Source organism: Microlunatus ginsengisoli, assembly GCF_039537205.1.
GTDB lineage: Bacteria > Actinomycetota > Actinomycetes > Propionibacteriales > Propionibacteriaceae > Microlunatus > Microlunatus ginsengisoli.
In genome coordinates this window covers 196,285-217,461 of the sequence record NZ_BAABAB010000014.1, presented here as the reverse complement: position 1 = coordinate 217,461, position 21,177 = coordinate 196,285, and the positions used below count along the sequence as shown (strand labels likewise).

Here is a 21,177-nt window from a genome sequence, read left to right as displayed (position 1 = left end):
CCTCGGAGGTGCCGCGTAGGACGTGGCGGGTCTGGCGGGAGCGCGAGCCTGCGAGCGCGGATGGTAGTCCGAGCGGCACCTCCGAGGACCGAGCCGGAGCGCGCACGGGGAACTATGCGCCCCAGCCCGCCTGGGTGCCGCCGACCCGCTCGGTCTCGATGGTCTTCTGGTAGCCCGATTCCGCGTACGCCTTGAGCGGGTCGGCCGGCAGCCCGCGGCTCTCCCGCCAGGTGGCCAGATCGGGACGTACGTCGGTATAGAACGCGTCCATGAAGATCGCGTTCGCACCGAGCACGTCGCCGGCCTGCTGCGCGGCGAACAAGGCATCGGTGTCCACCAGCAGAGCCCGCGCCGTCATCTCCTGAACGTTCAGCACCGACCGGATCTGACCGGGAACCTTGTCCTCCACGTTGTGGCACTGGTCCAGCATGAACGCCACACCTGCGTCCGGATCCAGCCCACCGCCACGGATCACCTCGTAGATGATCCGGAACAGCTGGAACGGATCGGCGGCACCGACGATCAGGTCGTCGTCGGCATAGAACCGGGAGTTGAAGTCGAACGAGCCGAGCTTCCCCAGCCGCAACAGCTGCGCCACGATGAACTCGATGTTCGTGCCCGGCGCGTGATGACCGGTGTCCAGGCAGACCACGGCGTTCTCGCCCAGCGCCGCCACCTGCGCGTACGACGTGCCCCAGTCCGGCACATCGGTGTGATAGAACGCCGGCTCGAAGAACTTGTACTCCAGCACCAGCCGTTGCTCGGGCGAGATGCGCGCATAGATCTCGGCCAGGCTGTCGGCCAGCCGGTCCTGCCGGCCGCGGATGTCACCCTGGCCCGGGTAGTTCGTGCCGTCGGCCAGCCAGATCTTCAGATCACGCGAGCCGGTCTGGTTCATGATCTCGATGCACTCGTAGTGGTGATCGATCGCCTTCCGGCGGACCGCCGCATCGACATGGGTCAGCGAGCCGAACTTGTAGATGTCGTCCTGGAACGTGTTCGAGTTGATCGTGCCCAGCGAGACCCCGAGATCCTCGGCGTACGTCCGCAGGGCGGCATAGTCGTCGACCTTGTCCCACGGGATGTGCAACGCGACCTTCGGCGCCAGCGCGGTCAGCTCGTTGACCTTGGCTGCATCGGCGAGCTTCTCCTCGACCGTGCGCGGCGTGCCCGGGGTGGCGAAGACCTTGAACCGGGTGCCCGAGTTGCCGAACGCCCACGACGGGAGCTCGATGACCTGCTCGGCCAGCTGATTCAGGATGCCGTCGTTGAGTCCCATGACTCGATCCTCACTTTCGTCGTTCTCCGACCTCCACCGGCCCGGCCGCTGGTCCGAAGCGGTGTCGTCACTCTAGCTGATCTTTGAAAGGTTTCACAACACCTGTCCATGACTTTTCACGCCTCCCCGAGAGAGATGAGGCATTGTGAATCGAAACATTTCAATTCCGCGCGTGCGTCCGCGACCGCACATGCCGGCCCGGACCGAGAACGACCGGCTCGGCGCCCGGTAGCACCAGGTCCGCCGCCGTCCCCGCCGGCACGTCTGCCTCGATCTCCAGCCCGTCCTCGGTCAGCTCCCAGCGCACCGTCACCCGTCCGTGCGGCGTCTCCAACGACGTCCGGGCCCAGGTCAGCCCGCCGCCCGGCTGCGGCGCGATCCGGATCCGGCTGTAGCCGGGCTCAGCCGCTGCCAGGCCGCCCACCACCCGGTGCATCCAGTCGGCCACCGCACCGAGCGCGTAGTGGTTGAAGCTGGTCATCTCGCCCGGATTGATAGTGCCGTCGGGCAGCATCGAGTCCCAGCGCTCCCAGATGGTGGTCGCGCCCATCGAGACGGGATACAGCCAGGATGGGCACTCCCGCTCCAGCAGGATCTGGTAGGCGACGTCGAGATGACCGGTCGCGGTGAGCGCGTCGCTGATGTAGGGGGTGCCGGCGAAGCCCGTGGCGATCCGGTGTCCGTTCTGGCGGACCAACTGGACCAGCCGGTTCCCCGCCCCGGTGAGCTGCGGTTCGTCCAGCAGCCCGAAGGTGATGGCCAGCGCATAGACCGTGGCGCAGTCGCTCTGCACGCGGCCGTCCTCGCTGACGTAATGCTCGTCGAACGCTGCCTTGGTTCGTTCGGCCAGCTCGGCGAACGATGCCGCGTCCTCGTCGTGATCGAGGACGGTGGCGAGCTCGGCCAGCAGTGAGGCGCTGCGGAACAGGCACGCGGTGGCTACCACGCCCTTGTCCGCCCGGGCGTCGCCCGGGCGGTCGGGCGGCGCGGCCGGATCCAGCCAGTCGCCGAACTGGAAGCCGGTGTCCCACAATCCGTTCTCGCTGGTCAGCCGCGCGGTTCGGCGGACATGCGCGACCATGGCCGGATAGGCCGCGGCGAGCCCGTCGCGGTCGCCGTAGGCCTGCCACAACGCCCACGGCACCCATACGGCCGCGTCGCTCCAGATCGCGGCCGTCTCCGGCTTCGGCCACTTGCCCTCGTGCGGGGCGTACTTCAGCACGTCGGGGATCACGAACGGCACCTGGCCGTCGGCATGGACCTGCTCGAGGTCGAGGTCGACCAGCCAGTCCCGGAGGAAGCCGTTGACGTCGAAGAGGAAGGCGGCTGTCGGCGCGAACACCGCGAGGTCACCGGTCCAGCCCAGCCGCTCGTCGCGCTGCGGGCAGTCGGTGGGGACGTCGACGAAGTTCCCGCGCTGACCCCAGACGACGTTGCGGTGCAGCTGATTCAGCTCCTCGTCGCTGCACTCGAACTCTCCGATCCGGCGCAGCTCGGACGACACCACCACTGCCACCAGCGAGTCGGGCGTGAGCTCACCCGGCCACCCTTCGAGCTGAGCGTAGCGAAAGCCGTGGAAGGTGAACGTCGGCTCGAAGTGATCGATGCCGCCGCTCAGGATCAGCCGGTCGGTCGCCAGCGCCGTGCGCAGCGGCCTGGTGCCGAGTTCGTCGTGCTCGAGCACTTCGGCGTGCTTGATCGTGATCGCGCTGCCGGCCTCGCCCTGCACGCTGAACTCCAGCCAGCCGACGAGGTTCTGGCCGAAGTCGACCAAGGTATGGCCGGCCGGCGAGGTCCAGACCGCCACCGGCTCGATCCGCTCGTGCCGGACGACGGGCGGACCGATGTACGGCGCCAACTTGGCGGTGTCGAAGTCGACCGGCCGGACGCCGTCCCAGCCCTCTCCGGAGAATCCCGGCGCCAGCCAGGCGTCGGAGGCCAGCCGGGCGTCGATCGTCTCGCCGTCGTAGATGTCGTTCTCGACCACGGCCGAGGGACCCGCCGTCCAGTTCTGATCGGTGATCACGGTCTGCATGTGCCCGTCGGCGAAGGTGATCTCGAGCTGGGCGATCGCGGCGACATCGTCTGCATAGACGTTGCGCAGGCTTTTCCAGGTCAGCCGGCCGTGGCTCCAGCCGCTGCCGAGCGCCAGGCCGAGCACCACGGGACCGTCGACGGCGGCCAGGGCGTCGGTGACGTCGTAGTCGCGGTAGCGGATCCGCCACTCGTAGCTCGACCAACCGGGGCTGAGCACGTCGGCACTCACCGGCACGCCACCGAGGTAGGCCTCGAAGACTCCCTGGGCGCTGACCAGCCAGCGAGCCGACGCGAGCTCGCCGTGGCCGTCGTCAAGGGAGAATTCCGTGCGCAGCAAGGGTGCATCGTGGTCGATCACGGGCGCGATCAGCTGGGCGGACCAGGTGGGCTCGGACATCTTTTCCTTTTCGGGTTGGAAGATCGGGGTCAGAAGGTGGGTGCTCGGTGGCGAACAGCCCTGATGATTGCTTTGTAGGCTGTCGGCCCGTGCGACATCACGAGGAGACGATCGAGGGCTTCACCGCATCGCTGGCATCGACGGCCGACGTCCTCGGTCTGGTCGTGGTCGGATCGGTCGCGCGCGGCGACGAGCGAGCCGACTCCGACGTTGACGTCTATCTGGTGCTCAGCGACGAGGGCTATGCCGAGGCCGAGCGGGCGGGCCGGATCGCGTACGTCAGTTCCGACGGCGTCTGTTACGAGGGTGGGTACGTCGACATCAAGCTGTGCGGCCCGGCCTACCTCGCGGACGCGGTGCAGCGGGCCGACGACCCGACGCGGGCGTCGTTCGTCGGTGCTCGGGTGGTGCTGGACCGGCTCGGTGGTCTGCCCGAAACGGCTCGGGCGATGACCCGGTTGCCGGACGCCGTTTGGGACCGCCGGGTGCACGCGTACCGCTCGCAGGTCGCGCTCTACGGCGGCTACTTCCTGCGCCAGGCGTACGAGCGGGGAGACGCGTTCCTGCTCCGCCACTCGGCCGTGCACACCGCCTTGGCCGCCGGCCGAACAGCGCTGGCTCGGCACCGGCAACTGTTTCGCGGTCAGAAGTACCTGAGCAAGGACCTGGCCGGCATCACCGAGCTGCCCGGGACGTTCCGGACGGCCTGGTGGGCGGTTCTCGACGACCCGTCGCCGGCCACCGCCCAGGCGATCATCACCGAGCTGGACGCCATCACGGGCGGCCCGCTGGGCCTGGACGAGACGTTGTCGACCTTCATCGCCGACAACGAGCTGGCCTGGCTGCACGGCACGATCCCACCCGAGTTCTGGTGAGCTGAGCATCGCCGGACCTCAGCCCTTGACCGCTCCGCTGGTCATCCCGGCTACGATCTTGCGGTTGAAGAAGATGTACATGATCAGTGGCGGGATGGTGATCAGCAGGATGTCGGTGAACAGCAGGTTCCACTGGTTCAGCGTCTGGCTCTGGAAGTTGTAGAGCGTCAGCTGGACGGTGACGCCGGCATTGCCCGGCAGGAAGTACAGGGGCCCCTGGAAGTCGTTGAACACCGCGACTGCCTGGACCACGATCACGGTGATCATCACCGGCCGCAGCAGGGGCATGATCACGGTGAAGAACAGCCGCAACGGTCCGGCGCCGTCCACGATGGCCGCCTCGTCCAGCTCCTTGGGGATCGTCGACACGAACGCCCGGAACAGCAGGATGCAGAAGGCGAGGCCGAAGGTGACCTCGATGAAGATCATCCCCGGCATGGTCTTGTAGAGGCCGATGCGCTGCAGCACCCAGACGGTGGGCACCACGGCGGGTGGCACGATCAGCCCGGCCAGCACGAAGAAGTTGACCACCGCGTTGATCCGGGAGCGTCGACGCTGGAGGACGTAGCCGGTCATCGCGGCGAAGACGACCATGATCGCCACACTGACCACGGTCAGGGTCGTGCTGTTGATGAACGCGCGCACGACCACGTAGTCGTAGCCGGTCAGTACGTCGTGGATGTTCTGCAGCAGCATCCACTGGCTCGGCGGGGCCAGCTTGAAGTCGGCGGCCTCGGTGGAGGTCTTGGACGCCATGAAGAGGATGAACACGAACGGGATGATGAAGATCACGATCGAGACGGCGATCGCGATCAGCCCGACGATCCACGCTTTCCTACGCTCGCGCTTCACTGTGCCACCTCCCGCCGGGTCAGCCACCAGTTGAGCGGCACCACGATCGCGGTCACCACGAGGAACAGCACCACGTTGCCCGCGGTGGACAGGCCGTAGAAGCCGGCTTGGTATTGCTTGTAGATCACCGATGCGATCACGTCGCTGCTGAAGCCGGGGCCGCCTCCGGTGGTGGCCCAGATGATGTCGAACGACCGCAGGCCGCCGATCAGGGCGAGCAGGATCACCGTGGCCGTCGCCGGTCGCAGCAGCGGCAGGGTGACGCTCCAGAAGATCTGCCAGTTGCTCGCACCGTCCACTCGGGCCGCCTCGTAGTACTCCGACGGAATCGCCACGATGCCCGCGATGAAGATCAGGGTGGCGATCCCGACCCCCTTCCAGATGTCGATGCCGGCCAGGCTGAACAAAGCGATGTCGGGATTGGTGAGCCACCCGGGCCCCGTGATCCCGATCCTTGCCAGCGCGGCATTGACCGGGCCGTGGAACGGGTTCAGCAGGATCTGGAAGGTGAAGCCGACGCCGATCGCCGAGACCAGCACCGGGAAGAAGATCACTGCACGCAGATAGCCCCTGCCGATCAACGGCGAGGTGAGCAGCACGGCGAGCGCGATCCCGACGACCACCTTGGCGAAGCAGGTGATGAAGGCGTAGATCAGGGTGTGGATGAAGCTGGAGTAGAGCGTCTCCTCACTGAAGAACTGGACGAAGTTGTCCAGTCCGATGAACTGCGTGTTGAACAGGGTCCACCGGGTGAGGCTGAAGTAGAACGACGTGAAGGTCGGCAGCGCGAAGAGCACCAAGAACAAGATCGCGGCCGGGAGATAGAACCAGAGCGGGTAGGAGCTCTTCCTGCGCTTGCGGCTGGAGGCGCGCTCCGTGCTGCGAACGACGGGCTGGCTGGCGGTGGTCGAGGCCATGCGGCACTCCCTACGAATCACGAACGAAACCGGCGCCGCAGGCTGGCGACCGGGTGTGAACGAGTGGCGGAAACAGACCGGGGGACGGCGCTGGTGTCAGCGGCCGTCCCCCGTCACGTGGCTACCAGCCGGGCAGTCCCAGCTGTTGGGCCTGCTTCTTCACATCGGCGTCATAGGACGCCGCGCCCTGTTGAGCGGTCTTGATGCCGGAACCGACCTCGACGGTGATCTGCGACAGGTTCGGGCCCTTGATCGGGGAGATGAACTCCAGGGCCGGGCCGGACTTGCCGTCCTTGAGGTAGACGTCGAGATCCTTGACGGCCTGCGGCACGTCCGTCGGGAGGGTGCAGGTGCTGATCGCATACGGACCGGCTGCCGCTCCGGTGTCGTTCTGGACCTTGCAACCGGCCGGCGAGTTGACCCAGGCCAGGAACTTCTTGGCCGCGTCGAGCTTGGCACCTTCGGTCGTCTTCGGGATGTACAACGCGTTGGGCAGCCAGATCGTCGCCCTGGTGTCGGCGGCGTCTTGCGCGGGCAGGGCGAAGAAGCCGACGTCGTTGATCTCGTCCGGAGAGTTCTGGACGATGGTGGAGAGTGCCCCGGTCAGCATCGGGTAGTGGGCCGCGGTTCCGTCCGCGACCGCCTTCATCGCGGCTTCGAAGGTCGCCGATGCATAGTCCTTGTTGTAGAACCCGTCGTCATGGGCCTGCTGCTGGTTGATGAAGCCCTGCAACGCCGGCTGGTCGACGTACTTCGCCTTGCCGGCGGTGTAGTTCTCGGCGAAGCTCGGATCCTGGGCCGCGACGTTGGCGAAGTCGCCGAGCACGAACAGCTGCGCGGTCCAGGTGAACTGAGAGGAATAGCTCTGGAAGATCGGGGTCACCTTGCCGGCGGTCTTGATCTTCTCGTTGTTCGCCCGGAACTCCGCCCAGCTGGTCGGCACCTTCAAGCCGAGGTCCTCGTACACCTTCCTGTTGTAGAGCACACCGCCGGATGAGGTGGTGCCGATCGGCGCACCATAGGTGCCCTTGTCGGTGCTGACCACGGCCTTCATCTCCGGAGACATGTCCTTGACCCAGGCCTCGTCGGTCACCGGTTGCAGGTTGGTGTCGGGGTTGAGTGCCTGGAACAGCGAGCCCGGGTTGTAGAGGAAGACGTCGGACATCTCACCCGTGGAGAGCTTGGTCTTCGTGAGATTGTCGCCGTCGACGCCACCGGGTTGGGTCTCGGAGGTGATCTTGATGTTCGGGTTCTCCTTCTCGAACCCTTCGATCAGCGCCTTGCCGCGGGCCTGAGTTGCCGCGTCGTTCTGGTACAGGAACGAGATCTCGGTGGTGCCGGCCGAACCGCCGCTGTTGTTGCTGTCGCCTCCGATCGATCCGACCGAGCAGCCGGAGACCACGACGACGAGTGCGGCTGCGGCCGCGAGTGGCCGGGAGAGCCGGCGGGAGCGTGCTGAGAGCACTCTTTACCTCCTTGTAAAGGTGAGTGAGTCCTTGTTGTAACGATTCACGCACGGATTACGCTAAGCGCACCACCCCGGCTCGTCAAGAGAACTCGATGAATTGTGATGGTTCGGAGGTCGCCAGAACGTCGGTCCGTTAGCACCGGTCACCAATCACCGTGTAACGATTCGCAGCAGCTGACGTGTCCGAAGCTGAGAAAACTCGGCACCAGATCGGCGCGGCCCACCCGTTCATGACGTCAGCTCGAGCAGCAGGTCCTCGACGAAATCAACTGTGAAGCGACCGTCATCGTCCGGCACGAGCGACGCGACCTCGCTGCCGTCGGCCGGCCTGAACGCCCGGATCTCGCGCACGTCGGCGGAGGCCTCGAATGTGCACGAGACGGGTCCGATCGACGGGTGGCGACGAGTCCCCTCGGCCGCGTCGGCCAGATAGAGCAGCACTCGCTCGTTGCCGATCGACCCCACGCTGCGCGCGACGGCGACGACAGATCCGTCGACCAGCCGCGGTCCTTCCGCGGGCACCGCCGCGGCGATCCCCCAGCGGTCGCAGGCTGCGCCGAGGAAGCGGGTCCAGCTGCGCAGATCGGTGCCGGCGGCGGGCGATCCGAGCGGCAGCCCGGGCCGGATCGTGAAGTCGATCAGGTCGTAGTGGCAGCCGCTCAGCGCGGCCACCCAGGCCCGCTTGCGGTGGATGGTCCAGCCGAAGTGCTCGGTGTACTGGCTCGCGGTGTTGTCCTCGTCCAGATTGACCGGCTTCGGGCCGGCGGCCGCGGCCGCACAGAAGTCGCGCACCTCGGCCAGGGCGAGGTCGCCGGACATGAATCGGCCCAGCTCGTACGTCCGCCCGCCGAGCGACGTGCCGGGCAGCGGATGGACATTGACGATGTCGACGTCCATCGCCGTCATCGAGCGATCCAGCGGCTGCTCCCACGGCTGATAGCGAAACGCCTCCTGGCCGGCGATCAGGTGGCGGCCGTCGTCGGTGCTGCGAATCCGGGCGATCAGGAGGTCGAGCCAGGCATTCACCTCCGCCTGCGTCACCGCGACCACGGGCGGCTCGACCGGTGCGCCGGCGCCGGGCTCGTTGCACGGCTCGAAGATCACGTTCGGATGATCCCGACACTCGGCGACGATCTTGTCGACCAGCGCGAGCTGGCGCTCCAGACGATCGGGATCACGGGCGGTGATGTGTTCGGTCCAGTGGATCGGGCACAACCCGTTGACATTGTTGGCATGGTGCAACGGATTGAGCTCCCAGATCGCTTCGGCGTAGGTGTTGCTGAACAGGGTCAGCTCGACCGTCACACCGAGCGTCGCGGCCCGTCCGACGAAGTCGTGCAGGCGCTCGAAGAACCGGTCGTCCCAGCGGTCGAGGTCGAAGCGCGGCTGTCCGTCCAGCGCGGTTGGATCGTCGCGGCCGGCGTCGGTCCGAGGATACGGAGCGAGATAGTCGATCGACTCGGGCTTGCAGGTCGAGTACGGGTTGACCGCGCTCTGCAGCTCGCGGAACAGCACGAAGGTCCGGGTGAGGTTGCCGCCCGACCCGGCCAACAGGTCCAGATAGGCCACGTAGTCGAAGGCGCCATTGAGGATCGCGCCGTAGTGCTCGGTCGCCGTGCGCAGCACGACCGGCCGGCCGTCCCGGAGCACCCGGGCCCGGTCGCCGATCATCGCCGTGGACAGTCCACCCATCGGGCACCCTTTCCGGCTCACTTGGTAACGTTTCCACCGTACCGGATCGTCAGGGGTGTGGATGAGTCTTCCGCGGGGTGTTCGCGAACTGTTGCTGCCCGAGCTGCCGCCGGGGGCGGCCGTGACCCTCACCGATCCCGGCGGCGTACGGCCGTTGCTCACCTTCATCGGAGCTGACGGCAGGACCAGAGTCCGGGTGCGGACCCACCGGGCGGGCGACTATTCCGTCGCGGTCCCCGACGGATCCGCGATCGGCTGGCGGGTGGAGCAGAACGAGCATCCGGGTGGCCCGCTGCTCCGACGGTCGGGTCGGCGTCTGGTCGACGAAGAAGGCATCCCGTTCTTCTGGCTCGCCGACACCTGGTGGTTCACGCTGTGCGACCGGGTGTCGACCGACGAGCTGCGCGAGCTCGCCCGGCTTCGGGTCCGGCAGGGCTTCACGGTGGTCCAGGTCGTGGCGGGGCTGCTGCCCGAGGTGGACGCGTTCGACGAGCTGGGCGACCTCGGTGGGCGCTGGCCGTGGACGCCGGAGTTCGGCGACATCGACCCGCGCTGGTGGGACGATGCCGAGCAACGGCTGGCGATCATCGTCGAGGAGGGGCTGACGCCGGCGGTGGTGGGCGGCTGGAGTTACTACCTGCTGGACGCAGGCCCGGAGCGGATGCGGCGGCACTGGCGGGAGGTGCTCGCCCGTTGGGCGGCCTTTCCGGTGGTCTGGTGTGTCGCGGGCGAAGCCGGGCTTCCGCACTACCACCAGCTGGACGAGCCGCGCCTGGACGACGTCGTCGCGGGGCTGAGCGCTGGCTGGCGTGAGATCGCCGCCGAGGTGCGCACCCTGGACGGCTACCGGAGTGTCGTCACCGTCCACCCCTGTCCGGCATTCGCGCACTTCAGCAGTACCGACGCGATCGGCAGCGCGGACGATCTCGACCTGATCTGGCTGCAGACCGGACACGCCGACCGGTCCTCGATCGACGACTCGCTGATCGCCCTCGACCGCGAGCTGGCGGCTCCGCACGGACTACCTGTGATCAACAGCGAGGTCTGCTACGAGGGCATCGCGGCCGGTTCGTCGGCAACCCTGCAACGGTTCCTGTTCTTCAGCCACGTGCTCTCTGGTGCCGCCGGGCACAGCTACGGCGCGCAAGGTCTCTGGGCGTTCCGCCGGTCCGAGGATCCCGGGCCGGGGATCATGTGGGGTGACGCGACCTGGCAGGAGGCGGCCGCGTTGCCGGGTTCGGCGCAGCTCGGGCGCTGCGCGACGTTCCTGCGCAGCTTCGACTGGGCAGCCCTGGTGCCTGCACCGGACGCGCTGTCGGTGCACGCCTCGGATCGGTGCCGGGTGCTTCCCTACGCGGCCCGGGTGGGTGACGCGCTGATCGCGTACGTCCCCGCGGTGAGCCTGCTGCCGGCCGACCGCGGGATCAGCCGGGCACTTCGCGACCTCACCTTCACCGGCCTGAGGCCGGGCAGGTGGCGGGTCGACTACTGGAATCCGCGGCACGAGGACGCGCAGCGCGGATTCGAGAGCGACGTCGGCGACGACGGGCGGCTGCCGTTGCATGCGGCCACCCGGCAGTCGGCCGTGCCGAGCATGGAGGACTGGGTGGTCGTGGTGTCACCGATCGGCTGAGGCCGGGCGCGATCGGCCGTCGGCGATAATGACCGCGATGGCCGGCAGCACGAAGAGCGAGGAGATCGCGCAGGAGATCCGGCGGCGGGTGCTGTCCGGGGACTATCCGCGCGGTGCCAGGCTCCGCCAGGACCGCTTGGCGGCCGACTTCGGGGTCAGCATCACCCCGGTCCGCGAGGCGCTGCGGGTCCTCGAGTCCGAGCGGCTCCTGGTCGCCGAGCCCCATCGCGGCGTCCGGGTGGCCGAACTGATCGACGTCGACACCATCCGGGCGGCCTACGTCGTCCGCCGGCTGACCGAGACCTTCGCCGTTCGCCGGGCCGCGATCCGGCTGTCCCGACACGATCTGGCCGTGCTGCGCGGACTGCTGGACGCCGGCGACCCGGGCGGTGACTCCGCCGACCCGCAGGAGGCGAATCACGCCTTCCACTTCTACTTCTATGCCCGGTGCGGGGTGCCGGGGCTGGCGGACCGGATCGAGCAGCTGTGGGCGACCTTCCCGTGGGACGTCATGCTGTCCGACCCGGGCCGGGCCAGGGCGTCCCACGCCGAGCACCGGCGAATCCTGACCGCTGCCCGCTCCGGCGACGCGGATCGGCTGGTGGCCGCCTTCGAGCGGCACCTGGCCGCCGGCATGGCGGCGCTGGCGATAGCCCTCGGCGCCCCGACCGACGACCCGTTCGACACCGACTGAGCCCCGCCACGGAAGTGGACATTCGGCCCCATCTGATGTGTTGTCCGCGGCGAGTCGCACTCGGATGTGGACACTCGGCCGATTCCGACGAGCGAGGTTTGCCGGGCGAGGCCATCAGCCCTGTCGCCAGCGGGCCTGCCCCTCCAGATAGAGGTCGCCGCCGTACAGGTCGTTCACCACGAACGCGGGGAAGTCGACCACCCGCAGCCGACGTACGGCCTCGGTGCCGAGATCGTCGTAGGCGATCACCTCCGCCGCCGTGATGCACTTCGACAACAACGCGGCCGTGCCCTCCACCGCGCCGAAGTAGACGCAGCCGTGCTGCCGCATGCTCTCCTTGACCGCGTCGGAGCGACGACCCTTGCCGATCATCGCGCGCAGCCCGCGCTCGATCAGCAGCGGCGAGTACGGATCCATCCGGGACGCGGTCGTCGGGCCGGCGGAGCCGATCACGTGACCGGGCCGCGCCGGGGTCGGGCCGACGAAGTAGATCGTCGCACCGGCGACGTCCACGGGCAGCGGCTCGCCGGCGGCGATCGCCCGGGCGAAGCGCTCGTGCGCGGCATCCCGCGCGGTGAGCACTTCGCCGGAGATGAGCACCGCGTCGCCGGATCGCAGCTCGGCGAGCTCGGCCGGGTCGAACGGGGTCGGCAGCCGTCGCGGCCGCCCGACTTCCGGGTCAGCGCCGCTCACAGCACGGCCTCCCCAACCCGGTGCGAGTGACAGTCGAGGTTGATCGCCACCGGGTAGGCGGCGATGTGGGTCGCCATCGTCTCGATGTGGACGGCCAGTGCGGTGACCGTACCGCCGAAACCGGCCGGCCCGATGCCGGTCGCGTTCACGGCGTCCAGCACCCTCCGCTCGAGCTCGGCAATCTCCGGATCGGGGCTCGGTTCGCCCGAGCGCCTGGTCAGCGCCCGCTTCGCCAGCGCCGCGGCACGATCGAACGTGCCGCCCAGCCCGATCCCGATGGTCACCGGCGGGCTCGCACTCGGACCGGCCCGCTCGATCGTCTCGACCACGAAGTCGATCATGGCCGGCGTGCCCTGGGCCGGGGTGAGCATCCGCAGCGCGCTCATGTTGTCGCAGCCGGCACCCTTGATCAACACGGTGATGGTGACGCCCTCCCCCGGCACCAGGGTGAGATCGATCATGGCCGGGGTGTTGTCGCCGGTGTTGACCCGGTCGACCGGGGTGCGCACCAGCGAGGCCCGCAGGTAGCCGTCGCGATAGCCCTGGCCCACTCCCCGGTTCACCGCCTCGCTGAGGCTCCCGCCGACGAAGTGCACGTCCTGCCCGACGCTCAGGTAGACCACCGCATAGCCGGTGTCCTGACAGAACGCGATCCGTTCGGTCCGGGCGACCTCGGCGTTGCGCAGCAGCGAGTCGAGCACCTGGCAGCCGATCGGCGACCGCTCCTCGGCGCGACCGCGACGCAGTGCGGCCAGATGGTCCTCGCGGATCTCCAGGTTTGCCCGGACGCAGAGCTCACGGACGACCTCGGTCACCTCCGCAACGTCGATCTCACGCATCCGCACCTCCGACAGATAATGCATTATTTGAGATGATTGTGCATGATATTGCCATGCTGCTTCCCCTCGACGGTGTTTTGGTGGTCTCCTGTGAACAGGCGGTCGCTGCGCCGCTGGCCAGCCGCCAGCTGGCCGACCTGGGCGCTCGGGTGATCAAGGTCGAGCGTCCCGGCGGTGGGGACTTCGCCCGCCGCTACGACCGCACCGTACGCGGCTTGTCGAGTCACTTCGTCTGGCTGAATCGGTCGAAGGAGTCGATCACGCTCGACCTGAAGGATCCGGCCGACCGGGCGGTGATGCAGGACCTGATCGAGCGCGCCGACGTGTTCCTGCAGAACTACGCCCCGGGCGCCGCGGAACGACTCGGGCTCGGCGCGGACCAGCTCCGCGCCGCCCGGCCCGAACTGATCCACTGCTCGATCTCCGGCTACGGCACATCCGGACCACTGCGCGACGCCAAGGCGTACGACCTGCTGGTCCAGGCCGAGACCGGACTGGTCTCGATCACCGGCAGCGAGGACGCGCCGGCCAAGAGCGGCATCCCGGCGGCCGACATCGCGGCCGGGATGTATGCGTTCTCCGCCGTCCTCGCGGCGCTGTATCAACGCGCGACGACCGGGACGGGAGCGACGCTGCACGTGAACCTCTTCGACTCGCTGCTGGAGTGGATGGGCTATCCCCTGTACTACACCCGGTACGGCGGCACGCAGCCCCGGCGGGCGGGCACCAGCCACGCCGCGATCGCCCCTTACGGCACCTATCGGTCCGGCGACGCGACGGCGGTGGTGCTGTCGGTGCAGAACGAGCGCGAGTGGCAGCGGTTCTGCGAGATCGTGCTGGACCGCCCCGAGCTGATGGCCCGGCCCGACTTCGCTACCCAGGCCGATCGGGTCGCCCATCGGGCCGAGCTGGACGAGCTGATCGACGCGGCGTTGTCCGGACTGGACGGCGGCGAGCTGCTGCGCCGGCTCGACGCGGCCGGGATCGCCAACGCCCGGCAGCGGGAGCTCGCCGACGTGATCGACCACCCGCAGCTCCTCGGCCGGGATCGCTGGACGAGCGTCGACACCCCGGCCGGCGAGGTCCAGGCGCTCCGGCCACCGATCGAGTGGTCCGGTGTCGCGGCCCGAATGGACCCGGTGCCGGCGGCGGGAGAGCACACCCGGTCGATCCTGGCCGAGTTCGGCCACCCCTCGTCTTGACCACCACGACTTCCTTGGTAACGTTTCCAGAAGCCGCACGTCCGCCCGCACCCGCCGCCCGGGCGGGCGCGCGAGAAGATCACCGGGGGCGCACCGATCGGCGAAGGAGGCGATGATGGCCTGGGATCTGGGAGCCGGCCTGGACGGCCGCGTCGTCGTGGTCACCGGTGCGAGCGGTGGCATCGGGTCGGCCACCACCGCTGCGTTCGCCGCCGCCGGCGCCCGGGTCGTGGCGGTCGACCTGGACACCGACCGGATCGGCGCGGCGCTGGCCCGCGAGCAGGTCGAGCCCGCGCTGTCGATCGCGGCGGACCTGAGCCGGATCGACAGCCATGCCGACCTGCTGGAGCAGGTCAGCGCGCTCGGCCCGGTGTACGCACTGGTGCACTGCGCGGCGGTGCTGCGCCGGCGCGCCGACGTCCGCGACATCACCGAGGAGGACTGGGACGTCCAGCTCGACACCAACCTGAAGGCGTCCTTCTTCCTCTGCCGGTCCGTCGCGGAGTCGATGCGAGCGGCGGGGACCCAGGGTCGGATCGTCACGTTCTCCTCCCAGGGATGGTGGACCGGCGGCTTCGGCGGGTCGGTCGTCTATGCGGCCAGCAAGGGCGGGATCGTGTCGATGAGCAGGGGTCTGGCCCGGACGTACGGGCCGTTCGGGATCACCGTGAACACGATCGCACCGGGCCAGGCCAAGACCCACATGCTGCTGGACGGCATCCAGCCCGAGGTGCTCGACCGGATGACCGCGGAGACCCCGCTGGGCCGGATCGGCGAGCCCAGCGAGGTGGCCGGCGTCGCTGTCTTCCTGGCGAGTCAGCACGCTTCCTTCGTCTCCGGCGCCACGCTGAACGTCAGCGGCGGCTTCCTGATGTACTGAGCGGCCCAGCGACCGATGCCCACCACCGTCCTGGAGTCCTTCGCCTCCGCGTTGCGGAGCCGGGCCGCCGAGCCCGCCAGCGGCGACGAGACGCACCGCGCCGCCGTGCTGCTGGCGGACCAGCGGCACTGCCTCGAGACGGCGAGCCCGATCGCATCTGAGCCAGTCTGGTCGGACTCGCCGGTCGAGCGCGCGGCCGACGCCGCGCTCGCCACCCGGCAGACCGACCGCGACGATGTGCACTGGGCCAGCCTGACCCACCCCGGCTCGGTGGTCTGGCCGATCGTCTCCGAGCTCGGCCCGGCCATCGGGTCCTCCGGCCCCCGGCGTCTGGCGGCGGCCCTCACCGGTTATGCGGCGATCGCCGCGCTCGCCGCCGCGCTGGGCCCCGAGCACGGCGCGATCTACCACTCCACCGCCACGGCCGGCACGGTCGGCGCGGCGGCGGCGACGGCCGTCCTGATCGACCTGCCCGGCGACCGCTGGCCGCACGCCCTCGGTCATGCGCTGTCGGTGCTCGGCGGCTCCCGCGGCGCCATGCTCGAATACAGCGGAACGCGCTGTTTCCACAGTGCCCACGCGATCCGCACCGGGATCGCGTCGACCCTGGCCGCGGCCCGCGGGCTGGACGCGACCACTGCAGATCTCGACCGACGGCAGGGCGCGCTGGCCGGCCTCGACCCGGACCGGTTGACCGCCGGCGACCATCGGGCCCTGGTGGAGAGCTCACTGCGCGTGTTCCCCACCTCGGGCTGGAACCAGACGGCCTACGAGGCGGCGCTGGAGGCGGCCAACCGAGTCCGCGGCCGGATCGATGCGGTGATCATCCGCACCCCGGCGGCCGCACCGCCGGCGGTCGCCGAGGCCGTCGCCGCCGCGATCGTCTCCGCGGACGGGCACCGCTCCCCCGCCGACCTGCCGGCCCTGATCGAGCTCCAGCCGGACGCCGGGGTCACCGCGGTCCGGATCGACGCAGCAGAACGGTCCGCCGAGTCGACGGTCGACGTACCGCTCGATCACCCCCGACGCCCGGCCGCCGTGGCTCAGCTCGCCGTGCTGAAGTGGCACCAGGCGCCCGCCGAGGCGGCCGAGCGGATCGCCCGCCTCACCGCCCAGCTCGCCGGAGAGGAGATCGCGTGAAGGTCCGGACCATCGAGGCGATTCCGCTGGCCTACCCGGAGCCGAACGACAACGGCGCGACCCGGCACCTGTGTCTGGTCCGGCTGACCACCGACGACGGGGTGGTCGGCTGGGGCGAGTCGATCACCCAGTGGCCGGAGGCTTCCCGCGCGACCCGCGAGATCATCGACGGGATGGCGCCGCTGGTGATCGGCCGGCCGGTGACCGACGTGATCGGGATCTGGCACACGCTGGTCGACCACGCCTGGTGGTACGGCTGGCGGGGCGGGATCGCCTACAACGCGATCGCCGCGATCGACATCGCGCTGTGGGACGCCAAGGGCCGGACGCTCGGAGCGAGCCTGCTGGAGCTGCTCGGCGGACCGGTTCATGATCGACTACCGGCCATCGCCTCCTGTCACGCGTTCAAGCCCGCGCTGGACGATCTGGTCACCGACATGGGTTCCTGGGTCGCCGCCGGGCTGCACGGGGTGAAGGTCGGCTTCGGCAAGAAGGGCGACTCCCGCCTCGGCTACGGCCACGACCGGGACGTCCGGTTCGTCCGGCTGCTGCGCGAGGCCATCGGCCCCGACGCCGAGCTGATGGTCGATCTCGGGGTGGCCGTCTACTGGGACCCGCCGACAGCGATCTCGCGGGTGCACGCCTTCGCCGAGCACGACCTCAGCTGGATCGAGGAGCCGCTCGGCCCCTGGGATCCGTCAGGCTATGCCCGGCTGCGGGCGGCGACCGATGTCGCGATCGCCTGGGGCGAACGGGAGTGGGACGCTCGCGGCTACGACGAGGTGCTCGGCACCGGCTGCGTGGACGTGGTCGGCGTCGATCCCGGCCGGGTCCGCGGCATCACCGGCTTCCAGCAGATCGCCGCCCGGGTGGAGGCGGCCCGGCGCACGCTCAACGCCCATGCCTGGTCGAGCGCGATCGTCTCCGCGGCCAGCCTCGCGGCGTCGTTCGCCAGCCCGGCCGCGCGGCTGTTCGAGCTGAAGCCGTTGCCGAATCCGATGCAGGACGAGCTGGTCGAGCACCCGATCATCCACCAGGGTGGCTGGATGCTCCCGCCGGCCGGCCCCGGGCTGGGGGTCGAGGTGATCCCGGACGTGGTCGAGCGATACCGGCTCGACCGATGAGGCTCGACCGATGCGATCGATGATGCGGAAGAGGAGTCGACGATGACGAAGATGAGGATGAACAAGGCGATCGCCTCGGCGATCGCCGACGAGATGCGCAGCGACGAACGGGTGCTGCTGCTCGGTGAGGACGTCGGCGCCGCCGAGGGGGTGTTCAAGACCTCGGAGGGGCTGCTGGCCGAGTTCGGCCCGGAGCGGGTCCGGGACACCCCGATCGCCGAAATGGGCTTCCTCGGCCTGGCGGTCGGCGTGGCCGCGGCCGGCTTCCGGCCGGTGGCGGAGATCATGTTCGCCGAGTTCTTGGGCGTCGCCTTGGACCAGGTGGTCACCGAGGCGGCAAAGCTGCGCTATCTGTCCCGCGGCGACTTCCCGGTTCCGCTGGTAGTGCGGGCCTCCTCAGGTCCGGGGCTCGGCTTCGGCGCTCAGCACTCGCAGACCCTGGAGACCTGGTTCGCCAGCACGCCGGGTCTGAAGGTCGTCGTCGCCTCCGGCGCGAACAGTGCGTACGGCCTGCTTCGGGCCGCGATCAGGGACGACGATCCGGTGGTGTTCTTCGAGCCCCGCGCTCTGTACGGCGACCGCGAGGAGGTCGACACCGACCCGTCGGCGCTGCCAGCGCTGGGCCGGATCCGGACCGTCCGGTCGGGCGACGAGGTGACCGTGGTGGCCCTCGGCCAGACGGTGAGGACCGCGCTGGCTGCGGTGGAGTCGGCCGGCCTGGACGCGGAGGTGATCGACCTGTCCACCCTCGTGCCGTGGGACGTCGACGGCGTGCTGGCGTCGGTAGAACGGACGGGCCGGCTGGCCACCGTGGAAGCGAACCCGTACACCGGCGGCTGGGGCACGATCGTGGCCGCCGAGATCGGCAGCCGGGCCTTCGGCCGGCTCCGCGCCCCGATCACCCGGATCACCGCCCCGGACGTACCCGTGCCGTATGCGAAGAACCTCGAGGCCGCGTACGTCCCCGGCCCGGACTACGTCGCCGCCCAGCTGAGCGCGCTGGTGAGCTCGGATCGAACACCGTCGCCGTGGTGGAAGGAGACCGCCGATGTCTGACTCGGATGTCCAGACCGACGGCAATGCCCCTCGACAGGCTCAGGGCACGTCCCGGGACCAGTCGGAGCTCGACCGGCGCGAGCAGCTGTCCGACCCCGTGCAGCGACTGCGCCGGATGATGGAGATCCGGTCGTGCGAGGACCTGATCAAGGGCCTGTTCGCCAGCGGCCTGGTGGCCGGCTCGACCCACACCTGCCAGGGACAGGAGGCGGTGTCGGTCGGCATCGCGGCCAGCGTCCGCCCGAGCGACGCCGTCTGCTGCACCTATCGCGGCCACGGTCACGCAATGGCGCTCGGGATGGCGCCGGAACAGGTGGTTGCCGAGATCCTGGGCCGGACCAGCGGCTGCGTGGGTGGGGTCGGCGGCTCGATGCACCTGTCCAGCAAGGCGATCGGGCTGATGCCGACGATGGCGATCATCGGCGCCGGCATCCCGATCGCGGCCGGGGTGGCCTGGGGCGCGCAGCTTCGCGGTGACGACACCGTCGCGGTGTCGATCTTCGGCGACGGCACCGCCAACATCGGCGCGTTCCACGAGGGGCTCAACATCGCCGCGGTCTGGCGGCTGCCGGTGATCTTCGTCTGCGAGAACAACCTGTACGGCGAGTACAGCCCGCTGGCCAGCACCACCGCGGTGAAGGACATCGCCGAGCGGGCGACGTCGTACGCGATGCCGGCCTCGGTCGTCGACGGCCAGGACCTGGACGCGGTGATCGCGTCGATGGCGATCGCCGTCGACCGGGCCCGCTCCGGCGGCGGCCCGACCCTGCTGGAGATGAAGACGTATCGCTATTCCGGGCACTCCCGCTCCGACCCGGCGAGCTATCGGCCCGAGGGCGAGCTCGACGAGTGGCTGGCCCGGGACCCGATCGACATCTACGCCCGGCGGCTGGAGACCAGCGGGGCGATCGACGCCGACGGCGTCGCGGCCCTCCGGCGCGAGGTCGACGACGCTGTCGACGCCGGCGTCGAAGCGGCCAAGGCCGGCGCCGAGCCCACCACGGCGGACATGTTCGCCCACGTCTACGCGTCGGGTGTGGCGAGATGAGGACGACCCTGACGCTGCCGAAGCTGGCGGAGACGACCGACGTGATCGTGATCGACGAGTGGCTGGTCGCCCCCGGCGACGCCGTCGACGAGGGTCAGGCACTGGCGAACGTGGAGACCGACAAGGCGATCGTCGAGCTGCCGAGCCCGAGCGCCGGCACCGTCGTCGAGCTGCTGGTGCCGGCCGGTGAGGAGGCGAGCACCGGCGACGACATCTGTGTGATCGAGCAGTAGCGGCTGGGTAATGCATTAGGGTCACCCCACGAGACGCCGGTGCATGCGCGCGTCCGGCGGAGAGGAGAGTCGAATGGCGACTGATCCTCCCCCGATCGGCCATCCCGAGGGCCCCGAGGCCAAGGTCACCATGCGCGAGGTGGCGATCCGGGCCGGCGTCGGGCTCGGCTCGGTGTCCCGCGTGCTGAGCGGCCACCCCGCCGTCAGCGAGTCGCTGCGCCAGAAGGTGCTGCAGGCGGTCGCCGAACTCGACTACGAGCCCGACTTCACCGCGATGAGCCTGCGCCGCGGTTCGACCATGACGGTGGCGTTCCTCGTCCGCGACATCGCCAACCCGCTGTTCTCCGACATGGTCAAGGCCGCGGAGGCGATCCTGCACCCGGTCGGCTACTCGGTGCTGCTGCTGAACTCCGACGGCGACCCGGCCCGCGACGCCGCCCACATCCGGTTGTTCGCGCGCCGCCGGGTGGACGGTCTGATCGCCAGCCTGGCGACCGAGGTGCATGCCGAGTCGCTCGCCGCCCTGCGCGCGTTCAAGGCGCCGGTCGTGCTGGTGGACCGGCACGTCCCCGAGATCGAGGCGAGCGTGGTCAGCTCCGACCACTACAGCGGCGTCCGGGCCGCGGTGAAGCACCTGGCCGGGCGCGGCCACCGGCGGATCGGGTTGATCACCGGTCCGCGCGAGGTGCTCGCCTCGCGCGAGCGCACCCGCGGCTACAAGGCAGGCCTGCGCTCCGCCGGGATCCACTACGACGCCGGCCTGCTGCAAACCGGCGCCTACGACGCGGACTTCGGCACCGACAAGACCACCCGGCTGCTCGAGACCGACGATCCGCCGACCGGGATCATCGCCGGCGGGTTGATGGTGGGGTACGGCTCGCTGCGGGCCATCCGGGCGCTCGGGCTGAGCGTCCCCGATCAGGTGGAGCTCGTCCCCTGCGACTCGTGGCCCTTCCCCGAGTTGTTCGCACCGTCGCTGTCCTTCGTCCATCGCGATGCGTCCCTGATGGGTCGGACGGCCGCCGAGCTGTTGCTGGAGAGCATCCAGGACGGCACCAACCGCGAGGTCATGCTGCCGACGGAGTTCGTCACCGCAGACTGATCGGACCCGATCCCGG

General features: G+C 69.4%; 19 protein-coding genes. 11 read left to right on the top strand and 8 right to left on the bottom strand.

What is annotated here, in order from left to right; genetic code table 11:
• Positions 1–112: 112 nt before the first annotated feature.
• The gene (gene rhaI, locus ABD747_RS10300; RefSeq protein ID WP_344804082.1) at positions 113–1,279 is read right to left on the bottom strand and encodes an L-rhamnose isomerase; all 1,167 of its coding nucleotides are present in this window, start codon (positions 1,277–1,279) and stop codon (positions 113–115) included.
• 160 nt (positions 1,280–1,439) lie between these two features.
• The gene (locus ABD747_RS10295) at positions 1,440–3,713 is read right to left on the bottom strand and encodes a family 78 glycoside hydrolase catalytic domain (RefSeq protein WP_344804080.1); all 2,274 of its coding nucleotides are present in this window, start codon (positions 3,711–3,713) and stop codon (positions 1,440–1,442) included.
• An 89-nt stretch (positions 3,714–3,802) separates the two neighbouring features.
• Between ABD747_RS10295 and ABD747_RS10290 the strand changes: the two genes are divergently transcribed.
• Positions 3,803–4,588, top strand: a complete 786-nt coding sequence (locus tag ABD747_RS10290) for a nucleotidyltransferase domain-containing protein (RefSeq protein WP_344804078.1) — start codon at positions 3,803–3,805, stop codon at positions 4,586–4,588.
• A gap of 18 nt (positions 4,589–4,606) precedes the next feature.
• Here the strand turns inward: ABD747_RS10290 and ABD747_RS10285 are convergent, their stop codons facing one another.
• The 4 genes from ABD747_RS10285 to ABD747_RS10270 form a co-directional block, all read right to left on the bottom strand.
• Complete coding sequence (locus tag ABD747_RS10285; protein WP_344804076.1) at positions 4,607–5,440, bottom strand: carbohydrate ABC transporter permease; 834 nt, start codon at positions 5,438–5,440, stop codon at positions 4,607–4,609.
• Complete coding sequence (locus tag ABD747_RS10280) at positions 5,437–6,357, bottom strand: carbohydrate ABC transporter permease (RefSeq protein WP_344804074.1); 921 nt, start codon at positions 6,355–6,357, stop codon at positions 5,437–5,439. Before ABD747_RS10280 ends, ABD747_RS10285 begins: the two co-directional genes overlap by 4 nt.
• 121 nt (positions 6,358–6,478) lie before the next feature.
• The gene (locus ABD747_RS10275) at positions 6,479–7,822 is read right to left on the bottom strand and encodes an ABC transporter substrate-binding protein (RefSeq protein ID WP_344804072.1); all 1,344 of its coding nucleotides are present in this window, start codon (positions 7,820–7,822) and stop codon (positions 6,479–6,481) included.
• Positions 7,823–8,053: 231 nt separating this feature from the next.
• A complete protein-coding gene (locus ABD747_RS10270) occupies positions 8,054–9,517 on the bottom strand; it encodes a cellulase family glycosylhydrolase (protein WP_344804070.1) in 1,464 nt (487 codons plus the stop codon).
• A 61-nt stretch (positions 9,518–9,578) separates the two neighbouring features.
• On the opposite strand from ABD747_RS10270, the gene ABD747_RS10265 reads away from it, so the two are divergent.
• Positions 9,579–11,150, top strand: a complete 1,572-nt coding sequence (locus ABD747_RS10265) for an apiosidase-like domain-containing protein (RefSeq protein WP_344804068.1) — start codon at positions 9,579–9,581, stop codon at positions 11,148–11,150.
• A gap of 37 nt (positions 11,151–11,187) precedes the next feature.
• The gene (locus ABD747_RS10260) at positions 11,188–11,844 is read left to right on the top strand and encodes a GntR family transcriptional regulator (RefSeq protein ID WP_344804066.1); all 657 of its coding nucleotides are present in this window, start codon (positions 11,188–11,190) and stop codon (positions 11,842–11,844) included.
• A gap of 114 nt (positions 11,845–11,958) precedes the next feature.
• Here the strand turns inward: ABD747_RS10260 and ABD747_RS10255 are convergent, their stop codons facing one another.
• Together ABD747_RS10255 and ABD747_RS10250 are read right to left on the bottom strand one after the other, a co-directional pair.
• On the bottom strand, positions 11,959–12,537 hold the full coding sequence (locus ABD747_RS10255) for a FumA C-terminus/TtdB family hydratase beta subunit (protein ID WP_344804064.1): 579 nt from the start codon (positions 12,535–12,537) through the stop codon (positions 11,959–11,961).
• A complete protein-coding gene (locus ABD747_RS10250; protein ID WP_344804062.1) occupies positions 12,534–13,376 on the bottom strand; it encodes a fumarate hydratase in 843 nt (280 codons plus the stop codon). Before ABD747_RS10250 ends, ABD747_RS10255 begins: the two co-directional genes overlap by 4 nt.
• A gap of 53 nt (positions 13,377–13,429) precedes the next feature.
• Here ABD747_RS10250 and ABD747_RS10245 point away from each other — a divergent pair, with 53 nt between their 5' ends.
• The 8 genes from ABD747_RS10245 (at position 13,430) to ABD747_RS10210 (ending at position 21,161) form a co-directional block, all read left to right on the top strand.
• Complete coding sequence (locus ABD747_RS10245) at positions 13,430–14,578, top strand: CaiB/BaiF CoA transferase family protein (RefSeq protein WP_344804060.1); 1,149 nt, start codon at positions 13,430–13,432, stop codon at positions 14,576–14,578.
• Positions 14,579–14,693: 115 nt separating this feature from the next.
• The gene (locus ABD747_RS10240) at positions 14,694–15,458 is read left to right on the top strand and encodes an SDR family NAD(P)-dependent oxidoreductase (protein WP_344804058.1); all 765 of its coding nucleotides are present in this window, start codon (positions 14,694–14,696) and stop codon (positions 15,456–15,458) included.
• Positions 15,459–15,473: 15 nt separating this feature from the next.
• Positions 15,474–16,598 (top strand): MmgE/PrpD family protein, encoded by a 1,125-nt coding sequence (locus ABD747_RS10235; RefSeq protein WP_344804056.1) that lies wholly within the window; start codon positions 15,474–15,476, stop codon positions 16,596–16,598.
• Positions 16,595–17,722 (top strand): mandelate racemase/muconate lactonizing enzyme family protein, encoded by a 1,128-nt coding sequence (locus ABD747_RS10230; protein WP_344804054.1) that lies wholly within the window; start codon positions 16,595–16,597, stop codon positions 17,720–17,722. Before ABD747_RS10235 ends, ABD747_RS10230 begins: the two co-directional genes overlap by 4 nt.
• A gap of 42 nt (positions 17,723–17,764) precedes the next feature.
• Entirely contained in the window at positions 17,765–18,778 is a 1,014-nt protein-coding gene (locus ABD747_RS10225; RefSeq protein ID WP_344804052.1) for an alpha-ketoacid dehydrogenase subunit beta, read from the top strand.
• Positions 18,771–19,826 carry a thiamine pyrophosphate-dependent dehydrogenase E1 component subunit alpha gene (locus ABD747_RS10220; protein WP_344804050.1) on the top strand — a complete coding sequence of 352 codons (1,056 nt, stop codon included), beginning with the start codon at positions 18,771–18,773 and terminating at the stop codon, positions 19,824–19,826. Before ABD747_RS10225 ends, ABD747_RS10220 begins: the two co-directional genes overlap by 8 nt.
• Entirely contained in the window at positions 19,823–20,059 is a 237-nt protein-coding gene (locus ABD747_RS10215) for a biotin/lipoyl-containing protein (protein ID WP_344804048.1), read from the top strand. Before ABD747_RS10220 ends, ABD747_RS10215 begins: the two co-directional genes overlap by 4 nt.
• Positions 20,060–20,132: 73 nt before the next feature.
• Positions 20,133–21,161, top strand: coding sequence for a LacI family DNA-binding transcriptional regulator (locus tag ABD747_RS10210; RefSeq protein WP_344804046.1), 1,029 nt, complete (start codon positions 20,133–20,135; stop codon positions 21,159–21,161).
• Positions 21,162–21,177: the final 16 nt, after the last annotated feature.